Annotated in this window: 24 protein-coding genes and 2 pseudogenes; 15 read left to right on the top strand and 11 right to left on the bottom strand. The window is 67.8% G+C overall.

Going from position 1 to position 21,948, the window contains the following annotated elements:
* Nucleotides 1-125 precede the first annotated feature (125 nt).
* From OG490_RS00185 to OG490_RS00170, 4 genes are all read right to left on the bottom strand, one after another.
* Nucleotides 126-329, bottom strand: a complete 204-nt coding sequence (locus tag OG490_RS00185) for a hypothetical protein (protein WP_330294218.1) — start codon at nt 327-329, stop codon at nt 126-128.
* Nucleotides 330-407: 78 nt separating this feature from the next.
* Nucleotides 408-542 (bottom strand): hypothetical protein, encoded by a 135-nt coding sequence (locus tag OG490_RS00180; RefSeq protein ID WP_330294217.1) that lies wholly within the window; start codon nt 540-542, stop codon nt 408-410.
* Nucleotides 543-575: 33 nt separating this feature from the next.
* Entirely contained in the window at nt 576-746 is a 171-nt protein-coding gene (locus OG490_RS00175) for a hypothetical protein (RefSeq protein WP_330294216.1), read from the bottom strand.
* Between the two features lie 157 nt (nt 747-903).
* Nucleotides 904-1,155, bottom strand: a complete 252-nt coding sequence (locus tag OG490_RS00170; protein WP_330294215.1) for a hypothetical protein — start codon at nt 1,153-1,155, stop codon at nt 904-906.
* A 642-nt stretch (nt 1,156-1,797) separates the two neighbouring features.
* On the opposite strand from OG490_RS00170, the gene OG490_RS00165 reads away from it, so the two are divergent.
* A complete protein-coding gene (locus tag OG490_RS00165; RefSeq protein WP_330294214.1) occupies nt 1,798-2,193 on the top strand; it encodes a restriction endonuclease in 396 nt (131 codons plus the stop codon).
* 241 nt (nt 2,194-2,434) lie between these two features.
* A complete protein-coding gene (locus OG490_RS00160) occupies nt 2,435-3,370 on the top strand; it encodes a nitrilase-related carbon-nitrogen hydrolase (RefSeq protein WP_330294213.1) in 936 nt (311 codons plus the stop codon).
* A 163-nt stretch (nt 3,371-3,533) separates the two neighbouring features.
* Here OG490_RS00160 and OG490_RS00155 read toward each other — a convergent pair whose 3' ends face one another.
* Complete coding sequence (locus OG490_RS00155) at nt 3,534-3,986, bottom strand: IS3 family transposase (protein ID WP_330300721.1); 453 nt, start codon at nt 3,984-3,986, stop codon at nt 3,534-3,536.
* A 91-nt stretch (nt 3,987-4,077) separates the two neighbouring features.
* Here OG490_RS00155 and OG490_RS00150 point away from each other — a divergent pair, with 91 nt between their 5' ends.
* Entirely contained in the window at nt 4,078-4,497 is a 420-nt protein-coding gene (locus OG490_RS00150) for a hypothetical protein (RefSeq protein ID WP_330294212.1), read from the top strand.
* 10 nt (nt 4,498-4,507) lie between these two features.
* Here the strand turns inward: OG490_RS00150 and OG490_RS00145 are convergent, their stop codons facing one another.
* The 4 genes and pseudogenes from OG490_RS00145 to OG490_RS00130 all read right to left on the bottom strand — a co-directional run.
* Nucleotides 4,508-5,749, bottom strand: a complete 1,242-nt coding sequence (locus tag OG490_RS00145; protein WP_330300720.1) for an IS110 family transposase — start codon at nt 5,747-5,749, stop codon at nt 4,508-4,510.
* A gap of 539 nt (nt 5,750-6,288) precedes the next feature.
* Nucleotides 6,289-6,810 (bottom strand): IS3 family transposase, encoded by a 522-nt coding sequence (locus OG490_RS00140; protein WP_330294211.1) that lies wholly within the window; start codon nt 6,808-6,810, stop codon nt 6,289-6,291.
* Nucleotides 6,807-7,115 (bottom strand): transposase, encoded by a 309-nt coding sequence (locus tag OG490_RS00135; protein ID WP_443059179.1) that lies wholly within the window; start codon nt 7,113-7,115, stop codon nt 6,807-6,809. The genes OG490_RS00140 and OG490_RS00135 overlap by 4 nt, the downstream gene beginning before the upstream one ends.
* Before the next feature lie 70 nt (nt 7,116-7,185).
* Nucleotides 7,186-7,290, bottom strand: a pseudogene (locus OG490_RS00130) (IS5/IS1182 family transposase); the annotation flags it as partial.
* Between the two features lie 59 nt (nt 7,291-7,349).
* Between OG490_RS00130 and OG490_RS00125 the strand changes: the two are divergent.
* A pseudogene (locus OG490_RS00125) lies at nt 7,350-7,643 on the top strand (IS630 family transposase); the annotation flags it as partial.
* Between the two features lie 201 nt (nt 7,644-7,844).
* Nucleotides 7,845-8,831: a hypothetical protein gene (locus OG490_RS00120; RefSeq protein WP_330294210.1), complete on the top strand. Its 987-nt coding sequence runs from the start codon at nt 7,845-7,847 to the stop codon at nt 8,829-8,831.
* A gap of 269 nt (nt 8,832-9,100) precedes the next feature.
* On the opposite strand, the gene OG490_RS00115 is transcribed toward OG490_RS00120, so the two are convergent.
* Nucleotides 9,101-10,309, bottom strand: a complete 1,209-nt coding sequence (locus tag OG490_RS00115; protein WP_330294209.1) for an FAD-dependent oxidoreductase — start codon at nt 10,307-10,309, stop codon at nt 9,101-9,103.
* Complete coding sequence (locus OG490_RS00110) at nt 10,306-10,779, bottom strand: hypothetical protein (protein WP_330294208.1); 474 nt, start codon at nt 10,777-10,779, stop codon at nt 10,306-10,308. Before OG490_RS00110 ends, OG490_RS00115 begins: the two co-directional genes overlap by 4 nt.
* A 118-nt stretch (nt 10,780-10,897) precedes the next feature.
* Here OG490_RS00110 and OG490_RS00105 point away from each other — a divergent pair, with 118 nt between their 5' ends.
* From OG490_RS00105 to OG490_RS00060, 10 genes are all read left to right on the top strand, one after another.
* Nucleotides 10,898-11,512 (top strand): PadR family transcriptional regulator, encoded by a 615-nt coding sequence (locus tag OG490_RS00105; protein ID WP_330294207.1) that lies wholly within the window; start codon nt 10,898-10,900, stop codon nt 11,510-11,512.
* A gap of 185 nt (nt 11,513-11,697) precedes the next feature.
* The gene (locus OG490_RS00100; RefSeq protein ID WP_330294206.1) at nt 11,698-12,255 is read left to right on the top strand and encodes a helix-turn-helix domain-containing protein; all 558 of its coding nucleotides are present in this window, start codon (nt 11,698-11,700) and stop codon (nt 12,253-12,255) included.
* Nucleotides 12,252-12,779, top strand: a complete 528-nt coding sequence (locus tag OG490_RS00095; RefSeq protein ID WP_330294205.1) for a transposase — start codon at nt 12,252-12,254, stop codon at nt 12,777-12,779. Before OG490_RS00100 ends, OG490_RS00095 begins: the two co-directional genes overlap by 4 nt.
* A 409-nt stretch (nt 12,780-13,188) precedes the next feature.
* The gene (locus OG490_RS00090) at nt 13,189-13,482 is read left to right on the top strand and encodes a hypothetical protein (protein WP_330294204.1); all 294 of its coding nucleotides are present in this window, start codon (nt 13,189-13,191) and stop codon (nt 13,480-13,482) included.
* A 489-nt stretch (nt 13,483-13,971) separates the two neighbouring features.
* The gene (locus OG490_RS00085) at nt 13,972-14,661 is read left to right on the top strand and encodes a hypothetical protein (protein WP_330294203.1); all 690 of its coding nucleotides are present in this window, start codon (nt 13,972-13,974) and stop codon (nt 14,659-14,661) included.
* Nucleotides 14,662-15,058: 397 nt separating this feature from the next.
* The gene (locus OG490_RS00080) at nt 15,059-15,487 is read left to right on the top strand and encodes a hypothetical protein (RefSeq protein WP_330294202.1); all 429 of its coding nucleotides are present in this window, start codon (nt 15,059-15,061) and stop codon (nt 15,485-15,487) included.
* A complete protein-coding gene (locus tag OG490_RS00075; RefSeq protein WP_330294201.1) occupies nt 15,484-15,999 on the top strand; it encodes a hypothetical protein in 516 nt (171 codons plus the stop codon). Before OG490_RS00080 ends, OG490_RS00075 begins: the two co-directional genes overlap by 4 nt.
* 79 nt (nt 16,000-16,078) lie before the next feature.
* Nucleotides 16,079-16,549, top strand: a complete 471-nt coding sequence (locus OG490_RS00070; RefSeq protein WP_330294200.1) for a hypothetical protein — start codon at nt 16,079-16,081, stop codon at nt 16,547-16,549.
* A gap of 176 nt (nt 16,550-16,725) precedes the next feature.
* Nucleotides 16,726-17,133: an effector-associated constant component EACC1 gene (locus OG490_RS00065; RefSeq protein WP_330294199.1), complete on the top strand. Its 408-nt coding sequence runs from the start codon at nt 16,726-16,728 to the stop codon at nt 17,131-17,133.
* Nucleotides 17,130-21,650: a caspase, EACC1-associated type gene (locus tag OG490_RS00060; RefSeq protein ID WP_330294198.1), complete on the top strand. Its 4,521-nt coding sequence runs from the start codon at nt 17,130-17,132 to the stop codon at nt 21,648-21,650. The genes OG490_RS00065 and OG490_RS00060 overlap by 4 nt, the downstream gene beginning before the upstream one ends.
* Nucleotides 21,651-21,948 lie beyond the last annotated feature (298 nt).

Here is a 21,948-nt window from a genome sequence, read left to right as displayed (position 1 = left end):
CAGACCGTACCGCGGTTGTGGGTGGGCCCCTTCCCCAGGGCGGGCCGTGGGCAGTGGGGAAGGGGTGCTGCCTGCGTGCGCATAGCTGCAGTACCCAGGGCGCCGGCGGTGGGTATCAGCCTTGGCTAGTTGGTCTTGGGTGTCTGGTAGGCGGCGATGACGGGGGCGGTCTGGTTGAGTGCCGTGGCGGCGTCGGCGGTGTTGCGTTCGTCGACGGGAGTCGTCCCGTCGCTGAGGCGGGGGGTGGAGTAGGTGTTGGTGTACTGGCAGCTGGGGGAGGGAGCGCCGATCTGCTCGGCGTAGGGCTGGCAGGTGATCTTGTAGGCCATGGTGGTGAACCACTTGGCGTTGGGGGTGATGTACCCCTGGCCCGCGGGGACCGGCGGGATGTTGAGGGCGCGCTTGACCTAGTCGACGGACACGTCGTTGGCGTCCGCGATCGACTGGAGCTGGCCCTTCATGGTGCGCTCGTCGTGCATCAGGCCGAGGTTGCGCCCGAGCTCGTGGGCGAAGCCGGGCTCGCCGTCGATGGCGGAGAACACGTCGATGCTGCTGAAGGCCGCGTTACTGGTCTGTCATGAGGGAGCAGTGTAGACGCCGTTCTCGTTCTGGGGGAGGTCGCCCTGTCCCGCGGTGTACTCGCCGTCGCCTTTGGAGACATTGGTCAGTACCGAGACCAGGTCCGCGGCGGACTGATCTCGTACCTGCCGGGCGAGCCGGCCGATGGGGCCGGTGCCTGCGTCCATCTGCTTGAGGACCTCCCCGGGGTCCTCGCTGCCGTAGAAGGCGGGGGACCTCGAAGATGCGCACGAGGCGCACCTCGGCATTGACTTCACTGATCGCGAACGCACGGTTCATCTGCGCGACGGTGGTACGGATCTCGTCCTCGACCTGCCGGGGCCGTCATTTCCACGAGGGGAGGCCGGAGCCTTCGCCGGTCCGGAGGCCGTCCTTGGCTGCCTGGGTGTATCCGACGGCCACGTCGATGACGGCTTTGGCGGCGGCCTTGGGAGCCCGGGTAGCCGGGGCGGACCGCTCCGGGACAGCTGGCAGGGTGTCAGGGAGGTTGAGGGAGTCCGGCTGGGGGGCCGGCAGGGCGTCGGGGTCGACGTCGGTGACCCTGAGACGGGTGCGGTCCTCGGCGGCCGAGAACATCACCCCAGCCTGACCCCGCTCGTCCACCCGCCGGGGTCTGCCGGGCTCTTCCTCCAGCAGACCCCAGCTGGGGCCCGGGCCGCGTGAATGCGGGCCCGCACCCGGCTGCCCGGTACCGGGTACGGGTGTGCATATCCCGTACCCCGTCAACGAGCGCAAGCCGGACGAGTGACGGTGGTTTATCCACCTGCGCAGAACCGATTCTCTTCCTCGTCGTTGAACGGGGTGAGCTCCCCAGGCGCGCACGGACTTCCCCCGGCGCCGGCTGTGTTCCCTGGAGCTTGTGGCATCCGGTGTGCGGTGACAGGACCGCCCCGGTACCGCGCGCCCGGCAGACCACCCCCTCCCCGGACTGCCGGGCGCGACCGTGTACCCCGCACACAGGAGGGTAGGGATGGCGCTGTTCTCGGCAGGGCCGGGAGCGTGAGCCGCGCCGGGTGCTGCTTGGCGCCTGGAGACGTTGACGCGGCTCGCGCATCCAGTGGCGCCAGCGTGTGAAGAGCAGGGTGCAGGCACATCTGACAGGCCATCATGGTCGCAAGAGCGGCAGGTGGTCGCCGTGGCGGCTGGTTGGCGGTGCTGATCCTGTTGGGCTGTCAGGCGTACTGACCCGGACGTGGTGGGGGTGTTGTGGTGGCCGGTGTGGGTTTCGTGCACGACCCGGACGGGATGCTGGGCCATGGCCTGCCGCCGGACCGGAAGGTCCACTTGCTGCTGACGGCGGAGGTGCTCACCTGGACCGCGGTCACGGCCCCACCGGCCGATGGCATGGACCTGGCCGCACTGGAGCTGACCGGTCATGCCCGGGTGGTCCGGGAGGAGCTGGCGCAACGCGTCCGACAGCTACCGCTCGGGTCCGAGCTGGGGGAGCTGCTCGGGTACACGCTCGAGGAGACGGCCCGGCGCATCTCGGTGGCCTCCTCGGCACTCGGAATCCTGGCGCACGTACAGAGCCGGGCCCGCATGGTCGAGGGCCTCTACCGCTCCCTGAACCGGCTCGAACAGCCTCCGGGAGTACGGCTGCCCGCGCAGACCTGAGCAGCCGACGGCGGGCCCGCCGGCCGCCGGCTGACAGCGGCCACCGCACCTCCGGGGTGTCGAAGCCGCACGTGTCAGCTTCGGATCGGGGCAGGTGATCATCGAGGGGCGGGGGACCATAGCGGACCGGGCGCGGGTTCCATCCCTTATGGCCCAGTCCTGGTGTCCGGCAGTGAGGGGAATCGTTCATGCTGCGGCGGCGGTCGCCCGGACCGCCGGTCACGGAAGGATCCCTTTCTTGATGTCACAGCCTGTTCGTGTCGTGTTCCGCTCTGCCCGGCGTGCTGCGCCGGCCTTCGGTGAAGGGCTGCGGGTGGCCCTGTACCAGGGGCAGGGTCCGGTCGGGAGCCGGGAGGCGGTGGGGGAGAACCTGGAGCGTCTGGCCGAGGTGGCCGCGCTGGCGGCGGACTACGGCTGCCAGACGGTGGTGTTCCCGGAGAAGTACACCACCGGCTACGCGATCGGCCCCGAGGAGTGCCGGGAGCTGGCCGAGCACCGCGAGGGCCCCTCCATCGAGCGGGCACGGCTGGTAGCCAAGGAGCATGGTCTGGCCGTGGTCCTGCCCTACCCCGAGCGTGACGGGAACACCTTCTACGACTCGATCAGCGTGATCGGCTCCGATGGGCTGGTGGTGGCGAACTACCGCAAGACCCACCTGTACGGGGCCGCCGAGCGGCGCAACTACTCCTTCGGCCAGGAACTGCCGCCCGTCGTGACCATCAACGGCATCGGGGTGGGCGTGCTGAACTGCTACGAGTGCGAATTCCCGCCGCTCTACCAGTACCTCGCCGAACAGGGCGCCAAGATCGTTCTGGGACCAACGGCGGCTGACTTCCACTTCCGCCTGGCCGACGGCACCATGAGCCAGGTCCCCTACCAGGACGCCACCCGCCACATCATCCCGGCCATGGCCAGCATCTGGCGCCTGTTCATCGCCTACGCCAACCGCCGCGGCTGGGAACAGGTCCCCGCTGGCGCCTGGCAGTACCAGGGCAACTCCGGCATCTGGGCACCCGACGGCGAACCCCTCATCGCCGCCACCGCCGAAGACCGCCACCACGACTGCCTGCTCATCGCCGACTGCCTCCCCGCGACAGTGCCCCCCTTCAGCCCAGAAGGCCACCACCCCACCGACAACCGCCTCACCCTCCATCCGGCCCTACGACCGGCCCACTGAGCACTACTCATTATCGACGCCCCAGCGCAGATGATCCGCGGCTCACGCGGCCCTGAAGGAGCACACCGCGTTACCAGCGGCGGTCAGCTGCCTCACCCACCTGATGGGCGTCATGGATTCTTCTGAGCTTGTTCCGCTTTGACGGACACCTTTGGTGTGGTGGTCAGGCGGCGAGGGCGGCCTCGTACTCGGCAGGACTGCGGTAGCCGAGGCTGCTGTGGAGCCGGTGCAAGTTGTACCAGCTCTCTATCCACTCGAAAATCACGGTGCGTGCGGCAGCCCGGCTCGGCCAGGGGCCGGTGTCGTCCAGCTCGTTCTTGAGGGTCGAGAAGAACGATTCCGCGAGCGCGTTGTCCCAACATTGCCCAGTGCGTCCGACCGACAGACGAATGCCGAACTCTGCGGCCAACAAGGCGAGTTCACGGCTGGTGTATTGACAGCCGCGGTCGGAGTGGAAGATCACCGGCCCGGCCGGCCGCCGGGTCCGGCAGGCGGTCCGCAGTGCGTCGGCGACGAGCTCGGTTCGCAGGTGGTCGGCCGTTGCCCAGCCGACGACGCGGCGTGAGGCGATGTCGATCACGGTGGCCAGATAGAGCCAGCCCTCGTTCGTGGCGATATAGACACCTCAGGCGGGTAACTCGTCAAGCCGTGGGCCTCGGATCGCTGTGTAGCCTGTCGATCTGTTCGAACGGGTTGAGGGGTAGAGCGTGGATGTCGGGGGAGCGCGTGCTGCGATCCAACTTCCTGAAGGGTCCTGGTGGGACTGGGAAGTCACTGCTTGGGACGGCGGACAGCTCGTGCTTGCCGCTGACTACGACCTGACCTACCACCACGGCCTGGAGCTGCGGTTCGGAGAGCCGCTCTTCGTCAGTTGTCCGTCGTCCTTTCAGGATCCGATTTTCCGCACGCCGTCGCCTGACGAGGTCCTGAAGGTGACCCGTCAGCTCGGTTGCGAACCGGCCGTCGTGGTCGCCTTCGAGGCCGATGCAGGCGGGCAGGGGGCCGTGTCATACCTCGTCGCCGCTGAGCGGCTCGACATCGTCCAGGAAACCGTCCTGCGCTACTGGCGCGATGATGTGGGCCCTGATCAGCGCTTTGCCTCCTGGGTGACGTCCCCAGGCCACTAGGCGGCCCTGGTCATGCGGCCACTGTGTCCACTTCGTCGTGCGAGGTGGGGAAAGCCAGTGCTTTGTCATAGAGCCGGCCGTGCTGGAGGCAGTGGTAGAGCTGGCCGATCATGCGGTTGAAAAGGTTGCGTTGGGCGGATGCGTGCCAGTCTCCGTGGTCATCGCGGCGCCTGCGGTAGTGGGTTTTGGCGCCCGGTGAGGAGGTGATCGTGGAGAAGGCCCACAGGTAGCCGGCATGGTTGAGCCGGTCGTTCTTGACCCACCGGCGTGTGACGCTCGACTTCTTCCCAGAGGCCCTGGTGATGGGCGAGGCGTCGGCGTAAGCCTTCAGGCCGCGGGCGTCGGCGAAGCGCTTGCGGTCGTCTCCGATTTCGGCGAGTACCCGGGCGCCGAGCTGGATGCCCAGACCGGGGAAGCTGAGGATGATCTCAGCGTCCGGGTGCTGGGGGAACATCTCCTCGACCGCCTTCGCAAGGTCGTCGGCGGCCATGCATGCGGCTTCCAGCTGGATGAGGAGAGCGAGCATCTGCGTGCCGAGGGCCTCTTCGACCAGATGCGGCTGGTGGGCCCAGTCCGCCCGGAAGACTTCCTGGAGGCGCTCGGCTTCGGCCTCGATTCCGCGCTGACGGCCGGCCCGCCTGAGTGCCGCCTGTAGCTGCATGAGCGTGAGCCGTGCGGCCCTGGCCGGTGTCCGGGCTGCTTTGAGGAGCTCGTGGGCTTCTCGCCGGCACAGTCCGTTGCGCCAGGGATCGAAGGCGGCCAGAGCGGAGGGGTAGTACTCGCGCAGGAGGGATCGCAGCTGGTTGGAGAGCTGCTGGCGGTTCCAGGTCGCATCCTGCTGGGCTCGGGCGAGGACAGCGACGGCACGGCTCAGATCACTGTCCTGGGGCACGGACCGGTGGGCGTGCATGTCCGTGCGGAGAATGTTCGCCAGTACGAGTGCGTCACCCAGGTCGGACTTCTTGCGGGAGACGGAAGTCCGGTCGCGGTAGCGGGCGGCGGCCATCGGGTTGATCGCGAATACTTGGCGCTTACCGGTCCTCAGCACAGCCACCAGCAGGCCGCGGGCGGTTTCGATCGCGACGGGAATCGGGGATTCCGCTGTGTCGCCGTACTCGGCGAGCAGATCGAGCAGGATCCGGTAGCCGGCGCTGTCGTCAGTGATGTGCCGCTTGGCCAGGAGCTGGCCGCTGTCGTCGACCAGGGCGACGTCGTGTGTCTTCTCCGCCCAGTCGATGCCGCAGTAGATCAAAATATCCTCCCCATGGTGCGGTTTGTGCTGGTCACGAGCTCGTGCGGAACCACGCAGCGACCTAATCCCAGGACTCAGCCGTATCGACTGGTCCGCCACCTCAGTAGCTGTTCGTGGCATCAGCTCACGCCAAGGGCCTCGGTCTATGCGGGAGCTCGAACCGGCTCGGGCTTTTCGAGAGGTCACCGTGGCGCGGGCTCGCACCGCCAACGCCAACGAGTGATCAAGGGGCTGGTGTTGACGCTCGCAGGTGCCGGACGCCGCCGCTCTATATCCAGGCACAGGACCGGGTGATGTCCAGGCATCCGTCCGGCACCCGCGGGCACCAACACCAGCACCTCGTACGTGGTGTGCTGCGAGGACACCGGACGCCGCACGATCTGCCATTAGGCCTCCGGGCCAGGTCAGACACAGGCATCCGCCCGATGCCCACGCAACACACCACTACGAGCACCCATGACACCCAGCTGGCGCTCTACGGCAGCCAGCTGGGTGGTGACCATGCAGGCACCGATACTCACGCGGTCTCACGAGAGCCCTCATGGAGCAGGACGACAACAGGCATCGTCTCGGCGCCGGCTGGCCATCACTCGAACAACCCCGACGAGATCCCTCCCCGCCGAACCGCTCTTAACTCCGGAATAGGTGATGTCGCCGCACCAGCGGGTGTCGAGAGCTGCGAAATCGGGCTGGAAGTTGCGAAGCACCAGGTCAGGTCGGGTGGAGGCGTGTGGGTCGGGGATGGCGGTGCGGTGTCGGCGTCGTCGGTGCCTGCCGGTCAAGCCGGCCTGGCGCATCAGCCGTGCGACCCGGTGGCGTCCGCAGTCGGCGCCCTCGCGCTTGAGGACGGCGTGAACGCGCGGGGCACCGTAGGTGCCGCGGGACTGCTGGTGAACAGCGGTGATCTGACTGGTCAGCTCGGCGTCCCGCACCGCCCGGGGGCCAGGGGTGCCAGTGCGGCGGGCGTAGTAGGCGGTCCGGGAGACCTTGAGGAGTTCACACGTCCGTTTGACGTTGTGACCTGCGGTTTTCTCCGCCTCGATGAACGGGTGCACCGTCACCGGGTCTCCGTCGCGAAGAAGGCCGTCGCACGCTTGAGGATGTCGACGTCCTCGCGCAGCCTGCGGTTCTCCCGCCGTAGTGCGGCCAGTTCCTCGCGTTCGCTGCTGGTCAGGCCGTCCCGCTCGCCGGCGTCGACCTCGGCCTGCCTCACCCAGCTCCGCACTGCCGTCTCGGTCAGCTCGAAATCCCTGGCGACCTGACCGACCGACCGGTCGCCCCGCCGGCACAGCTCGACGATCTCGGCCTTGAACTCCGCCGTGAACGAGCGGCGAGGGCGCGGCTTCTTCTTCCCCATGCTCTCCATGATGAACATCATCCTTCCGGGGCCAAAGCCCCTGATCTCCGATGTCCGTCAAAGCGGATCAAGCCCACTTGATGACCCGGCGGTGATCACTCCACCGGCCTCCACGAGCACCACCAGGAGGCAGGAACGACTCCAGCCGGTCCCACTCCGCGTTCGTCAGATCCCCACGGCCCATACGGCAAGCCTGACCCCAACACCCCACTCACGTCAGGAGATCCGAGAAACAGTGCCTAGAAAATCCGCAGGTGGGCGGTCCGGAACAAGGTCGAGCTGCGCTTCACCCCGACCTACGCGTCCTGGGCCAACTCCATCGAAGCCCACTTCGGACCACTACGACAGTTCACCCTCGCCAACTCCAACCACCCCAACCACACCGTCCAGACCCAGGCCCTGCATGCCCACCTGCGCTGGCGCAACAAGCACACCCGGCACCCGGACGTTTTGGCCGCACGGCGACGTGAACGTCCCCTCATCCAAAGCGAGAAGGGTGTCCGCTGGGGCGGCAGACCCCTACCAGCCGCGGCCTGACCACCCAACCCGGCGAACCTTCCCGGTCACAGCAGTAGGTATCGCATCTTGTCGGGTGACGGCCCATAACGCCCAGCCGCCCGTCCGATGGCTGTCGATGAGCAGGAGCCGAATTGGCGTCTCAGAAACGATCGTTCGAATCGCGGGAGCGGTAGGTTTGCCGACTGACCATGGCTCAGCAGGATCATCTCGGGAGAACTCGTGGACCGCAGAACACTTCTGAAGGGCACCGCAGCCGCAGCTGTCGGCGCGCCGCTCGCATCACTGGCGATGCCGACCAGCGCAAAGGCGGCCAGCGTCTACCATGTGGCCGTCTGTGAACAGGGGCGCAACCAGATCCTCATTCATCCCGTCGCCCCGGATGTGGACTGGACTCCGGCCACTCAGTTATGGCAATGGAAGGCACCCGCCGGGGATGCCTGGAACATGCTGTCCGACGTCAAGTTCCGCAACACCACGGCGTTCGGCTGGGTCGCCCTGGTCACCGCCTCCGGTGGCAAGGTCGGCATCGTGAACATGGGTGACGGCGACGGGCTGCTCTGGCAGGCGACGCCCAACGGCAACCCGCACTCGATCGAACGCATACCCGACATCGGCGTCATCGTGACCGCCTCCTCGGAAACGCGCAGCCCCGGCGGCTACCCGGGGTGCCTGACGATCTACGCGCCCACCAACTCGGACGACCCCAGCACACTCGCCCAGGTTCAGACGATCGACTACGAGGGTGCACACGGCCTCTGGTACGACGGCAGCCACCTGTGGGCACTGGGCACTTGGACCCTCACCCAGTACGAGGTAACCGGCAGCCACCGCGACGCACGGCTTGTCAAGGTCTGGGGGCACACGTGGCCCGACCCTAAGCATCCCTTCAACGGCCACGGCCTCGACACTGACCACAGTGACCCCAACTACTTGCTGATCACCGGAGGCGGCAGCGTCCTGCGAGTCAACAAGTCGACGGGAGCTCTCACGCCGATGAAGCCGTCGTCCGACGGTGTAAAGTCCTTCGCCCGGATCGCCTCCGGCGAATCGTTCTGGCAGCAAGCTGTGGACGCAAAAATCCACTGGAACATCTTCATAGAATTCTTCGACAGCTCCGGCAATTTCGATCGCACTCGCAAGCTCCAGGGTTACGGGTACGAAGGGCAGTTCTACAAGGCTCGCCTGTCCAGCGTCGACTTCACATAACACCAGCTGATCCAGTCCTAGGACGGCGGTGGGCCAATTATCTGTAGACTCTCGTTTCCGCTGTCCCATTGCGTGACGCTGACCAGCGCAGATGCGCCCGCCTCACAGCCGGTCCCCCACGAGTTCATCTCACTTCCGTGTCCTTTTCCGAGCTGTCCGGCGTGAGTCGAGGCGAAGGACAGGGGGCCGGCCGCGGCCGTCACATGGGGGTTGGACCTGTCACAGGCGCCGGCCCGTCCCCGGCGGCATGGCCGAGGGCGGGCCGGGGTTCAGGCGAGCGGGGATGCCTTCGCGTCCCAGTCGATGTGGTGGTCGAACTGCCAGGCCGTCTTCTCCGGGTTGATCAGTTTCATGCCCACCGGCATCAGCAGGTCGCGCAGCACCCGGCCGACCGGGCCCGGTGACTTGTTGCTGTTCGTGCGGGCGCCGAGCTTGATGATGCGTTCGACGCGGGGGCGGCGCAGTTGTTCGTACGTGGCGAAGGCCCGGTCGTAGGGCAGGTCCCGCAGACAGCGCGCCAGTTCAACGGCGCTTTCGCTGGCGATGGAGGCGCCCTGCCCCGAGCTGGACGAGGCGGCGTGGGCCGCGTCGCCGATCAGGGTCATGCGGCCGCGGGTCCAGGTCGGGACGCTCGGCATGTTCTCCATCGGGCCGGTGATCAGGAGCCGGCCGGGGTCGGTAGCGTTGATCATCTCCAGGGCCGGGGTGCTGTCGTCGGCGAAGGCGGTGTGCAGGGTGCGCATCCACTGCTCTGCGCCGATCGCCTGGGCCTCGACGACCGTCATCGGGGTGGGGTGCGGCAGGTTCGCGAACCACACCGCCGAGGAGTCGTCAAAGACCTGGTAGCCGAAGAAGGCGCGCTTGCCGAAGCACAGGTACATGACGCCGTTGGTGGAGGGCAGCCCGCACTCGTCCATCCGCGCGCCGAAGGAGACCAGGCCGGCATAGTGCGGCTGTGGTGCGGCCGGGTCGATCAGGGGGCGGACCGTGGACCGGATCCCGTCGGCGCCGATAAGGACGTCGGCGCTCGCCTGCGTACCGTCCGCGAAGTGCGCGGTGACACCGCCTCCGGTGTCCGTGGCGCCGGTCAGCCGTTTGCCGTGGTGGATGGGTACGGAGCGGCGCTCGGCCTCGTCGTAGATCCCCCGGTAAAGGTCGGCGCGCCAGACGAACTGCTGGACGGGGAGGCGCGAAGGCGGGGCGAACTGTGCGAGCTGCTTGCCCGTCCCACTTCGCAAGACCATGGAGGTGACCGGGGTACCAATGGCGCGGACGATGCCGCCCGCGCCGATGGCGTCGAGGGCGTCCTGGCCGTTGGGGGCGATGGTCATGCCGCCGCCGGTCCCGTCCGCCGTGGAGTCGTACGCCTCGTAGACGGCGGCCTCGATGCCGGCCTGACGCAGTGCCATCGCGGCGACCGGGCCTGCGATCCCGCCCCCGATGATGAGTGCGGTGCGGGCTTTGCCGATGCTCGTCATGACTGGTGCCCCCTTGTCGGGTCGTCGATCGTCGGTACGCCGCCGGCCTTGTGGGCGCGACGCAGGTCCTGGACGTACGCACGGGAGAACATCGCCGACAGGATCGCGATGCCACCGCGGTGGATGCGGATCTCGCTGTTCGTCGCGGAGCCGGACAGGTGGACAAGGCGGCCAGCCGCCTTGTCGCCGTTGGATGAGGACGCGGAGTCCTTGATCTTGCCGCGGGCGGTCCAGCTCAGGTTCCAGTGGTCGATGGCAGTGTCGTCGTCGACGAGCAGCTTGACCATGGCCCGGTCCATATCGAGGTGAATCTCGATGTCGTCGGGGAGGCCGGGCGAGCGGAGGTCGAGGACGGCTGCGCCATGGCGGGCCTTGACCTCGAAGCGGCCGGCCCCGGTCCAGTTGCCAAGGTGCTTGACGAGGCCGTGGTCGCAGTGGATGCGCTCGGTGAGGGACATCTCGGTGGGCATCTCGTGGTTCCTCTCTGGGTGGCGGTGCGCCGGGTGGTCGTCTTGCGGTGACGATTTCGATAGTTGCAGTGAAACTAGTAGCTCGTCAACTAGTTCTTTTGAGGCTACAATCAGGTCCATGACCGCACCTGCCCCCCGCAGCTCCCCGCTCGCCCTGACCGTCCTGGCTCTGCTGCACTACAAACCGCTGCACCCGTACGGCGTCCAGCGCCTGATCAAGGACTGGGGCAAGGAGCAAGTCGTCAACGTCAGCCAGCGCGCAAGCCTCTACCGCACGATCGAGCGGCTCAATGGCGCCGGACTGATCGCCGTCCGCGAGACCGGGCGCGATCAGCAGTACCCGGAGCGGACCGTGTACGAAATCACCGACGCGGGGCGCGAGACCGCCCGCGCCTGGCTGGAGGAGATGCTCTCCGCGCCCAAGCAGGAGTTCCCGGAGTTCCCGGCCGCCCTGTCGAACCTGCTGCTGCTCGCGCCGGAAGAGATGGCAGACGTACTGGAGCGGCGGGCCGACGCCCTCACGGAGAAGCTCGACGGAATGGAAGCGGCCATGGCCGCAGAGGCGGAGCAGGGACTCCCACGCATCACCCGCCTGGAGACCGAATACCTGCGGGCCGTGACGGCCGCGGAGCTGGAGTGGGTGCGCGCGGTGGTCGAAGGCCTGCGAGCCGGCGCGCTCTCGTGGTCCAAGGAGCAGCTGGACGCCCTCGCGGAAGGGTCGGCGCAGCAGTGAGCCCTCCCCCAGAGTCTCCGGGGACGGCGTGAAGCGCCGCATTCTCGCGGTGTCAAACCTCAGCTGTCACTAGTGCTTGCTTCCTCAAGTTGCGGGTATAAAGCCTCTGTTGGGTGTTTGGTAGGGGGTGGGTTGTGCCTGCGTTGCTGCGTGCCCGGGCTGCTTCGGGGCCGGATGAGGAGAGGGTGGTCGCCAGGCTGGCGGGTGCCCGGAAGGCACCGGCCGATCTGGTTTTGAGAGCACGGATCATTGCTCTGAGCTGGGACGGTCTGCGGGTCGCGGCGATCGCGGCGGAGCTCGGCTGTCATGCCAAGACGGTGCGGTGGTGGCTCCACCGCTTCAACGAGCTGGGGCTCGAGGGGCTGGAGGACCGGCCGGTCAGCGGACGTCCCCGGCGGATCACCGAGGCCGAACGGTCAAGGATTGTTGCGCTGGTCAGACAAACCCCTCCGGGTCGTCTGACCAGGGTCGAGGATGGTGAACTGGCCGCGGACGATGCGGCGGGGACATCTCAGTGGACGCTTGAGGCTTTGGCGGAGGCCGCCCGGCAGGCCGGGATCGTGGTGGGAAGATCCCAGGTCCGCCGGATCCTGCTGGCCGAGGGTGTCCGATGGCGCCATACCCGTTCCTGGGTGAGGTCGAAGGACCGTGACTTCGAGGGAAAAGGACGCGGATCATCGGTCTCTACACCAACCCTCCCGACGGCGCGACGGTCGTCTGCGTCGACGAGCTCGGGCCGGTGATCCCGCGTACTTTCCCGCCGGCACCGGGCTGGTCACCCGACGGCCGTCGCATCAAATCGGAGCTCGACTATGGCCGCGGGCCGGAGAAGACCTGGGTCTACGGCGGCCTGCGCGTGAGGGACGGACAGCAGGTCACGATGACCGCCACCTCCCGCAACAGCGTCTTCTACCAGCAGTTCTTACAGAAACTCGAGATGTCCAACCCGGTCGGGGACGTCTACGTGATCACCGATAACCTGTCCTCGCACAACAGCATCTCCACCCGGGCCTGGCTCGAGGACCATCCCAGGATCAAGCACGTCTTCATACCCGTCGATGCGTGCTGGCTCAACCTCCAGGAAGCCTGGTGGCGGATCTTCCGCAAAGCAGCCCTCGCCGGGCAGACCTTCGCCGGACCCGACGAGATCACCCAGGCCACCACCCTCGCCACCACACAGCTCAACCAGCGGGCACGGCCTTGGATCTGGGGCAGACCCGCACCACCAACCCGACACCTACGACACCGCTACATCTACTGCCTTTAAGGAACGCAGCACTAGTCTAGGTCGTCTCTTTCGGATCTTGCCGGGTCCGCGCCGCCCGGCACCGCACCTCGCCGCGCTGCCGGGTCACCCGAGTACGTCCAGTACGCGGGAGACCCGGCAGCACGGCGAGGCACCGCGCCGGACGACGCGGACCCGGCAAGATCCGAAAGAGACGACCTAGCCCCGCCGCCCGGTGTGCCAGGGCCTCCACCTGGACAGATGTCGTAGCCGGCCCGGCTCCCGCCTCGGATACCGTGTTCCTCTACGGGGTGCCATAACGGATGTGACGCCCCCCACCGGAGGTAGTCAGCGTATGAGTTCAAAGCGCAGCAAGAATCCAGCCCTGCCTGTACTTGACGACGCATTCCGACTCGCGTCGGTCAAGGACGCAGAAGAATCCACCCGTGACTTGGCCGCGCGGCTGGCCACCACCGAGCTGCGCCGCGTTTCCCACCCGGGCCGGGTCACCTGGGATCCCACCGATCAGGCCGAGCCCGTACCGGTCCCGCCGACTGTGGTCGACGGTGACGGGGACCTGTGGCTGCGGGACCGGGGCACTGGCACCTGGACCATGCCCGAGTTCAACCCGAAGGAGTTCCCGGCCCGCTGTGGCGAGGTTCTGACGTGGAACCAGCTTGCCCGCGAGTTCGGCCCCCTGACTGCACTGGCCGACGACCGCCGCATCGGCGGCGGCCGGCGCTGACCGCGCAACCTTCTGGAATGACCGCGCCCCTGAAGCGCCCGTTACGGGTAGCTGGGAGCTCCAGCTCACCGCCGAGCTCGACGATGGCGGCAAGCGAGTAAGCGTGGTGGTGGCGTGTGACGGCCTCGAGCAGCGTGGCGCGGGCCTGGCGCCCCCCGATGCTTCCGGCTCGGGGCCGCTTCCCGTCTGGCGGGCGCCGGTGAACAAAGTTCGGCCGCCGCTCCCGCCTGGCGGGACATTGGCCTGATCGGTCTTTTCTTGCAGATCAGGGCCGTGTGGCGTGGTCGCCATGATGGATATCGCGATCATTCGAGCCGGTCAGATGTACCGCTACTACCTGCGCCAGGTCGCCGTCGGTGACGGCCGCCGCCCGCCCCGCACACCTCTTCGTAAGGCTCAGTACCTGATCCATATCCTTGCTGTGCGTCCCGCATTGCTTCAGGCACCCCAGCTGTCACTCGTGAGGCAGCCGGGGACATGATGGCCCTCGTGACGAGCAGCCCACAGACACCTCCGGCCCGGATCCCGGGCTATGACGGAGGCCCCTTCCGCCACCAGCCCGAACTCCTGGACGACCACCTGTTTTGGCTGGTCCACCTGCATCTGGGCGATACGCGCGATCTGGAAGCGGGAGCCTTGCTGTCCCAGCTGCTGGGCGGCGACACCTGGCCCGTGTTCACGGTGCCGCTGACCGGTGATCACCGCCTGCATGTGGTGTATCGCGCCTTGGAGGGGGAGGCCGGCATCGACTACCTCGTGCACCACCCTGACTGGAACGCGGCCGAGACCTTGGCGCAGGACGATGGGCACTTCATGGGCCCCGGCCTGTCCTGGGCCGAGCTGACCGCCGCAGCGGACAACGGCCTGCCCGGCGGCAGCACCACCGACCCCCACGCCCGACTACTGCTCCTGCTCCCGGCATTCGGCGACGACGCCGTGCCGGATGAGGCCTTCGAGCGCCTGAGCGCGGCGCTGCGCGCCCGCACCCGCGTTGAGGCGCCGGAGAGGCTCGCCGCGGCGCGCCTCGCGCATCAGGGGGAGTGGGGCCCCACGCACTGGACCACGGCCGAGGGCGGCTACCTGATCAACGATGGTGGCTACTCCTTCCGTAACCCCGCCAACCGCTTCGCCTGGCCGACCGCCCGCCTCGCCCAGGTCGCTACCGCACTGACCCCCTGACGGCGCGTCCGGGGAACGAGGAGTCGAGCAGTACGCAGCGATCTCCGGTCACGCGAGATGACCTGCAAATGATCAGTACCTGATCCATAGCCCCGTCATGCTCCTCTGCCGACGTGGACCGGGTCCATGTAGCGTCAGCGCCAGGGGGATGAGATGAACTTCGACGAGAACGAACTGTCGGTGTCGGCGTGGCGAAGCGTCAGGGAGCGTGATGGCGGCCGTATGGTCTCCGTGGGCTAAGGGAGCCCTCGTCGTGCGTCGTTCCGGATCAATGGCGCAGCGTGTCGAAAGCCCAGGCGCACCCTCCCACGACTTGGTCCATGGTGTACCTGAGTTGATTTCACAGGCAGCTACTTCTCGCTGAGATCCGGCAGCATCCACGAGGAGTTGTTGCGCAATGCGCGCGAACGATCACGTCAATGTCTGCCGCCGCTACACCGGTGAGACCTGGGCCGGCGCGAAGGCCCGGATGGAGCTGCTTCCCGTCGGCAGCCCGCCGATCCCGCGTCCCTCAGGCCAGCAGGAACTGCTGGAGGCATTCGTACTCCGTGCCCTGCTGGAGTACCCGACCACGTACGCCACCAGGCCGCTGTGGATCACTCGCGTCATTCCCGGCGAGGACTACTGCGTCATCCGGTTTGCACCTGACGCCGACCCGCATGCCCTCACCGACATGATCTCCTGGGGCCTCTTCTCGTCTGGGGCCGAAGACTTCGATACGTGCTTCCAGGACCTGCTGCTCCAGATGGAGAGCTTCGTCGTAGTGGCCGAGGTGGCAGCAAGTAGCAGCGAGGCAGGCACGGCGGCCGCACCACGATGGACATGACCGACGTCCTCGACCCGGAGGAAACCCTCGCAGTGGCGGATGCGCTCGCCGAGGCCGGTGAACGCCTGGACGCGGGCGAGGCAGTCAGCGGCCCCGCTGCCAAGCGCTACATGGCCTCCGCCCACGAGTTCAACGCCCGCTTCCACGGCTCCTTCGCCACCAAGAGCCAGATCAAAGCCCTGCGCACCAACGCCCGACTGCGGATCTTCGACGACCCCAGCGCACTGCTGACCTGCAACTACGACCCGTTCAAAGCCCTCTGCGGTACCGACGCCCCTGGCCCGAGGCCGGGCCCCGACCGTGACCGGTGCACCCCCGCCTGCGCGAACATCTCCCGCACCGACACCCACATGCGCAGAGCCCAGGCCCAGATCGACGCCATCGACGAGGAACTCGCTGACCCCCTCCTGCCCCAGCCACTCCGCCACCGCCAGCAGCAATGCCGCCAAACCCGCCTGGAACTCATCCGCAAGCACGAACAGAGCGCCACTACCCCTGGAAGCCCCGAGTGAACACGCCCGCAAGCACCCCGCCGGCCGCCGACGCGACCCGCTCCCGTCGCCAGCCACCATCGCCGAGACCGTCGGAGCCGTGCTCGCTCAGTCCCGCGCGGCGTACGCGGCGGCCTCCGCACTGGACGACGCCTCCGAGGTCCAGGCCATCACCGACGCGATGATCCGTCTCCTCATCGGCACACCAATGCGCTCGGAGGGCCAACTCACCGTCAAGGCCCTCGCCCAGGAAGCCGGCCTCAAACGCAATAAGCTCACCCACAAGCACACCGGTATCAAGGACCTCTACTACGCGCTGGTCCGCTCCCAAGATGCCCGCCCGAGGATCGCCGACAGCCTCAAGCAGCAAAACGACGAGCTGAAGCGCAAGAACACCAGGCTCCGCGAACAACGAGACCAGCTCACCCGTGACATCGAGCAGCTGGCCCGGGTAGTCCACGTTCTGGAAGTCGAGAACCACCACCTCCGAGAGGCGGCGGCGGACGCCAACGGCATTGTCCGGGTGTTCACACCGAAAATGCACCAGGCCGAACCGCGACGGGCGCCCTGATCACGTGCGGCTGGCCTTGAGAAGTCCCAACCATCTCCCGCGGCAGGTCGTTGGCCGGGGCAGCGTGTCACGAAAGTCCTGAATGAGTCTTTGACTGGGCGGGGCTCTGCGGGAAGCATCTCTCACCTCAGGGATGGCGCATCGACAACCGTGTATGCGGTGCAGGCGGGGGAACTATGCATGTCGCACTAATCTCGGAAGGTCCGGACGGTGGGGAACAGCTCCGCTCGCTCCGGGACTGGTTGGCCGATTCCCAGGAGTTGCGTGGGCGGGTCGACGCGGTGGAGCGGCCGCCGGAGACCGGCACGCTGGGGCCGGTACTCGACGCGTTGTCGGTTGCGCTCGGCCCGGCCGGTGCCGTGAGCGCGTTCGCCACCGGACTCATCGCCTGGCTCCGTACCCGCCGTGGAGACGTGCACATCAAAGTGACGCTTCCGGACGGCAGCTCGCTCGATCTGGCCGCGAAGCGGGTATCCGGCCTCGACACTCCCGCCCTGCAGCAGCAAGTGGACCAGATCGCCGATCTGTTGGGCAGCCGGCAAGCGACGGGCGCGGACGAGCCCGAACGTCGTGAGTTGCCGTGACGGACCTGTCCGGCGCGGGCGTACGGGTTCTGCTGATCGCGACCGCGACGCATGAGGGCCCGCTGCTGACGCCGGTGCCGGCAGCCGCAACCTCCTGCCGGGATCTGCAGGCGGTCTTGACCGAACGCTGCGGGGTCCGGCCCGACCACCTGCGCACGCTGCTCGACCCGGCCGACGCGCAAATCATGGCGCGGGCAGTCACCGAGGAAGCGCAGCGAGCGGACACCGTGCTGCTCGTCTACTTCATCGGGCACGGTCTGCTCGGCCCGGACGGCGAGCTCTACTTGGCCGCCACCAGCACTGACCGCCTCACCCCGGGGATGGCCGGGCATCAGGCGCTGTCGTTCACCTCACTGCGGCAAGCCCTGGAGGCGAGCCGGTCGTCGTCCGTCGTCGTCGTGCTCGACTGCTGCTTCTCCGGGCGGGTTTCGCTGAGCGGCGGCCCGTCGTTGCCCGCGTTCACGATGACGCCCGCGCACGGCATGTACCTCATGGGGTCCGCGGAACAGCTGGCCCTCGCACCTCCTGGCGCACCACACACCGCGTTCACCGGCGCCCTCATAGAGGTGCTGACGCACGGCGACCCGCGCGGACTCCAGCAATTGACCTTGGACGCCGTGTTCGACGGAGTCTTCCGGGTGATGAGCGACCGGCAGGGGCCGCTGCCCCGCCGCCAGGCAGGGGACCGCTCGGGGCGTCTCGTCCTCGCACCGAACCCGGCAGTGCCGGCGCAGCCCGAGCCCTCGCCGGACGTGGAGCCCGCGCCCGGCCGCTGCCCTTATCCGGGCCTCGACGCCTTCGGGGTGGACGACGCCGACGTGTACTTCGGACGCGACGACATGACGGAGCGGGTGTTCGCCGCACTGACGGACATGGCAGGAGCGGATGAGCCGGGCCCGCTGGTTCTGGTGGGCCCCTCCGGCTCAGGGAAGACCTCCCTGCTCAACGCCGGTCTCGCAGCCGGACTGCGCGAGCGAGGACTGCTCGGCACCACCTCTTGGCTACCGCTGCGCCTGACCCCCGGCAGGAGCCCGCTCCGGCACCTCGCAGCGCTGCTCGACCATCGCGCCGAGTCCACTGATCCGCTGTGGGAGACCTCCGACCGTACGACCGAGCTGGCCGGCCGGCTGCTGGCCGGCCGACCAGAGCAGCGGCTCATCCTCGTCGTCGACCAGTTGGAGGAACTGTTCACGCTGTGCCCCGACCCATCGGAGCGCACCGCGTTCCTGCGGGAGGTGACAGCCCTGGCACGGCCCTCTGGAGGGGGTGCGCCGGGAGCCCTGGTGGTGCTTGCGCTCCGGGCGGACTTCTACGGCCAGGCCGCCGCGCACCCCGAATTGCTGGCTGCTCTGCGCGACAACCAGCTGCTGGTCGAGCCGATGAACCCCGACGAACTCCGCGCCGCCGTCGACGGACCGGCCGCGGCCGCCGGCCTGGTCCTGGACGAGGGCCTCGCCGACGTGATCCTGCACGAGTTCGGCGCGACGACCGACCGGCAACCGGCAGCCGGGGCGCTGCCGCTGCTCTCCCACGTCCTGTGGGCGACCTGGCTGCGCCGCTCCGGATCGCGACTCACCGTCGCCCAGTACCGTGCCGCCGGAGGGATCGCGGAGGCGATCAAAACCACCGCCGACAACACGTACGACGGACTGGATCCGCAGGGCAGGGAAGCTGTCCGGCTCATGCTGCCCCGACTGGTCCGCGTGGGAGAGGACACCGCGGACACGGCCCAGCCCGTGGACCGCTCCGCGCTCCTGCACGGCCTGCCCGACACTTCGTCCGCACAGCTAGCCCTCGACCGCTTCACCCGGGCCCGCCTGATCACCCTCGACCATGACTCCGCCCGCATCAGCCACGAAGCGCTGCTGCGCGCCTGGCCCCTGTTGACGGAGTGGATCGACGCGGACCGGGACTGGCTGCGTGCCCGTCAACACCTCACCGCAGACGCCAGGGCATGGGAACGGGCCGGGCGGGAGTCCTCGCTGCTCTACCGCGGAAGCAGGCTGGCTGCCGTGCGGGAACGCGCCGCGTCGTCACCGGCCGGCGCGGACGCGCCCGACTCGGTGCTAGCCGAGTTCGTCGACGCCTCCTGGCGGCAGGAGCGCCGAGGTGCGCGCCGAACCCGGATCGCCGTCGCGTTCCTCATAGTGCTGGTTGTGCTCGCCACATCCGGACTGATCAGTTCCGTGATCTTCCAGCATCGTGCCGAGCGGTCAGGCGAACGCGACCTGGCCCGCTACCTTGCCGCCGAGGCCGAGGACCTCCGCGATCAGCAGCCCGGCCTGGCCAAGCAGCTCAGCCTGGTCTCCTACCGGATGGACAAAGAGGCGGGGCGCGGAGCGCTGCTCAACAGCCGGCGCTCGCCCGGAGTGATAAACGCGGACGAGCAGGCTCAGGATCTCGCCTACAGCGGCGACGGCCGCGTCCTCGCCATCTCGGTCGGAGCCGCGATCGAGCTGCGCTTCCCGGGCGGCTCCGCCCGGGTCGAAGCGGGCCTGACCGGCCCCTTGACGATCAGCCGGGACGGCCGGACGCTCGCCGCGGTCACCTACGACGAGCGGCAACCGACAACAGCGTGGGTGCGACTGTGGGACATATCGGATCCCGGTCATCCGACGCAGACCGCCGCGCCGCCACAGCTGGAGCACAGCGTCCACGCGCTCGCCCTCAGCGCTGACGGCAAGAGCCTGTACGGCGGCCTGTCGACCGGTGAGATCCGCGTCTGGGACATCGGCGACCGGACCACGCCGAAGCCCCTCCCCGCACTCACCGGCCATTCCGCGCGGCTCGACTCCCTGGCCGTGTCTCCTGAGCGTGACCTCCTCGCCAGCATGAGCGTGGACGGCCGGATCCAGCTCTGGAAGGCGGCCGACTCCGGACACCCCGAGCGCATCGCCGTGCTCGAGGGAGCGAAGTACGACCGCAGCGTGCTCGTGAACCCGAGGCCGCTCCACCGGGTGGCCTTCAACCCCGACGGACGGATACTCGCGGCTCCGGTCGTCCTGAGGAGCGGAGACGCGCTCGGGCTGTGGCAGTTGGACGTGCCCGACACGCCACGAAGGATGGAAGAAAAGAAGGACGACTCGACGATCGGATCATCCTGCATCGAGGGCCTGAACTCCCTGGTGTTCAGCCCGATCCGCGAGTACGTCGTCGGGGCCTGCGGCGGTACCTGGCAGGTGTGGATCTACCAGAAGACCGGCCTCTCCGTCACGCTTCTCTCCGGGGCGAAGGGCGGGGAGAGCACGCTCCAGGAGTCGGGGACGCTCCTGTTCGACCCCACCAGTCCGCGCAAACTGTTACAGGCCACCGACCACGGGGTGCGCGTCTCCTACCTCAACAACTCGGCCCAGCCGGGCGCCGAAAGCCTCATTCCGCTCACCCCCGGCACCGGAGCCCAGTTCGACTACCGGGTGGTCGGTGGGAAGAAGCTGATCGCCCTCCAAGGAGTGCGCGTGAACTATCTGCTGGACGCGACGTCGCAGGACGACATCACGATCCTCAGCAGGACGCGCTCCCCCGACATGTTCACCGGAGCCGACATCGCCCTCAGCCCGGACGGAAGCCTCCTCGCCGACATCGAGGCGTACGAGAACGGCAAGACCGACCCGGACGGCAAGAAACAGGAAATCGTCGGCGTGCGGCTACGCAGCACCTCGGCAGCCGAGGGCACCGCACCAATGGCCACCATCGAGGACCTGGACAACGGTGTGGCGGTGATCGCCTTCAGCCCCACCGAGCCCGTCCTGGCCGTCTCCGACATGAACGGCTTCAGAGACGGCAACGTCGCGAAACCGAGCGTTCGGATCTACGACATCGCCAACCCCGGTGCCCCACGCCAGATCGCCCGGATCGACGCGTCGTGCGTGATGCTCGAGTTCTCCCCGGACGGCAAATCGCTCCTCCTCGCCGACACCCCCTTCGCCGACAAGGACGGCACCCGGCCCAAGCCCGCGGGCGAGCTGGAGAGCTGGGACCTCACCGATCCCGCACATCCGAAGCAGCAGTGGGCACGGCCGAGCGAGGCCGGTGTCAACGCGGCGCACATCGCTTTCCGGCCGGACGGGAAGCTGCTCGCCATCTACGACATCGACGGCACACTGAGGCTGTGGCGCGTGGAGGGCCACCAGCTCACAGAGGAGCTCTCCCGCGTCTCCTCAGGCATCGACGGCAGCACGATGGCCTTCAGCCCCGACGGCACCCGCCTCGCCCTGATGGCAAGGAAGGCCGTGGGTGACGAGGAGCGCCCCGAGATCTGGGATCTCACCGATCCAAAAAATCCCAGACGGAGTTCCTACCTGCCGAGCTCACCGCAGTACGTATACGCGCTCCGCTTCACCCCAGACGGCGAGTACCTCGCCCTCGTAAGGGCATCCTCAGGCGTAGAACTGTGGGACACCAACCCGGACCGGGCCATCGGCGACATCTGCGCATCGGCCGGCGACCTCATCACCCGACAGGAATGGAAGCACTACCTGCCCGACAAACCGTACGAGCCGCCGTGCCCTCCCTCCTGAGAAGACGTCGCGATCATCGACTTTCTGGGTCACGATGCTCCCGCTGACTACGCTCACCAGGGCGCACCCCGACGATCTGCCTGCCCGCATCGTCTTCCCGTCGTCGGGATCGCCTCCGCTCTCACCACGCTGCTGCCATTTCCTGTGGGGATGCTGGCCCGTTCTGCTCTCTTGTTCGCCGCATCGCTGATCGGCATCGTCGGGCCGTACTGATCGATCTTCAGGAGGGACAGCTGATGAGTGTCGGATATGACGGTGAACTGGCTCGGGAGTTGGCGAACCAAGGGGAGCCCGATGC

It is taken from the genome of Streptomyces sp. NBC_00503 (assembly GCF_036346895.1).
Lineage (GTDB): Bacteria > Actinomycetota > Actinomycetes > Streptomycetales > Streptomycetaceae > Streptomyces.
Note: the sequence above shows the minus strand (reverse complement) of the source record. Positions and strands in the feature narration are given on the sequence as shown.

Coding starts and splice junctions, on each gene's coding strand:
- OG490_RS00185 (WP_330294218.1), bottom strand. CDS start 329: ATGGCCTACAAGATCACCTGCCAGCCCTACGCCGAGCAGATCGGCGCT.
- OG490_RS00175 (WP_330294216.1), bottom strand. CDS start 746: ATGGACGCAGGCACCGGCCCCATCGGCCGGCTCGCCCGGCAGGTACGA.
- OG490_RS00170 (WP_330294215.1), bottom strand. CDS start 1,155: ATGTTCTCGGCCGCCGAGGACCGCACCCGTCTCAGGGTCACCGACGTC.
- OG490_RS00160 (WP_330294213.1), top strand. CDS start 2,435: ATGTCACAGCCTGTTCGTGTCGTGTTCCGCTCTGCCCGGCGTGCTGCG.
- OG490_RS00135 (WP_443059179.1), bottom strand. CDS start 7,115: ATGGAGAGCATGGGGAAGAAGAAGCCGCGCCCTCGCCGCTCGTTCACG.
- OG490_RS00115 (WP_330294209.1), bottom strand. CDS start 10,309: ATGACGAGCATCGGCAAAGCCCGCACCGCACTCATCATCGGGGGCGGG.
- OG490_RS00110 (WP_330294208.1), bottom strand. CDS start 10,779: ATGCCCACCGAGATGTCCCTCACCGAGCGCATCCACTGCGACCACGGC.
- OG490_RS00105 (WP_330294207.1), top strand. CDS start 10,898: ATGACCGCACCTGCCCCCCGCAGCTCCCCGCTCGCCCTGACCGTCCTG.
- OG490_RS00080 (WP_330294202.1), top strand. CDS start 15,059: ATGCGCGCGAACGATCACGTCAATGTCTGCCGCCGCTACACCGGTGAG.
- OG490_RS00075 (WP_330294201.1), top strand. CDS start 15,484: ATGACCGACGTCCTCGACCCGGAGGAAACCCTCGCAGTGGCGGATGCG.
- OG490_RS00065 (WP_330294199.1), top strand. CDS start 16,726: ATGCATGTCGCACTAATCTCGGAAGGTCCGGACGGTGGGGAACAGCTC.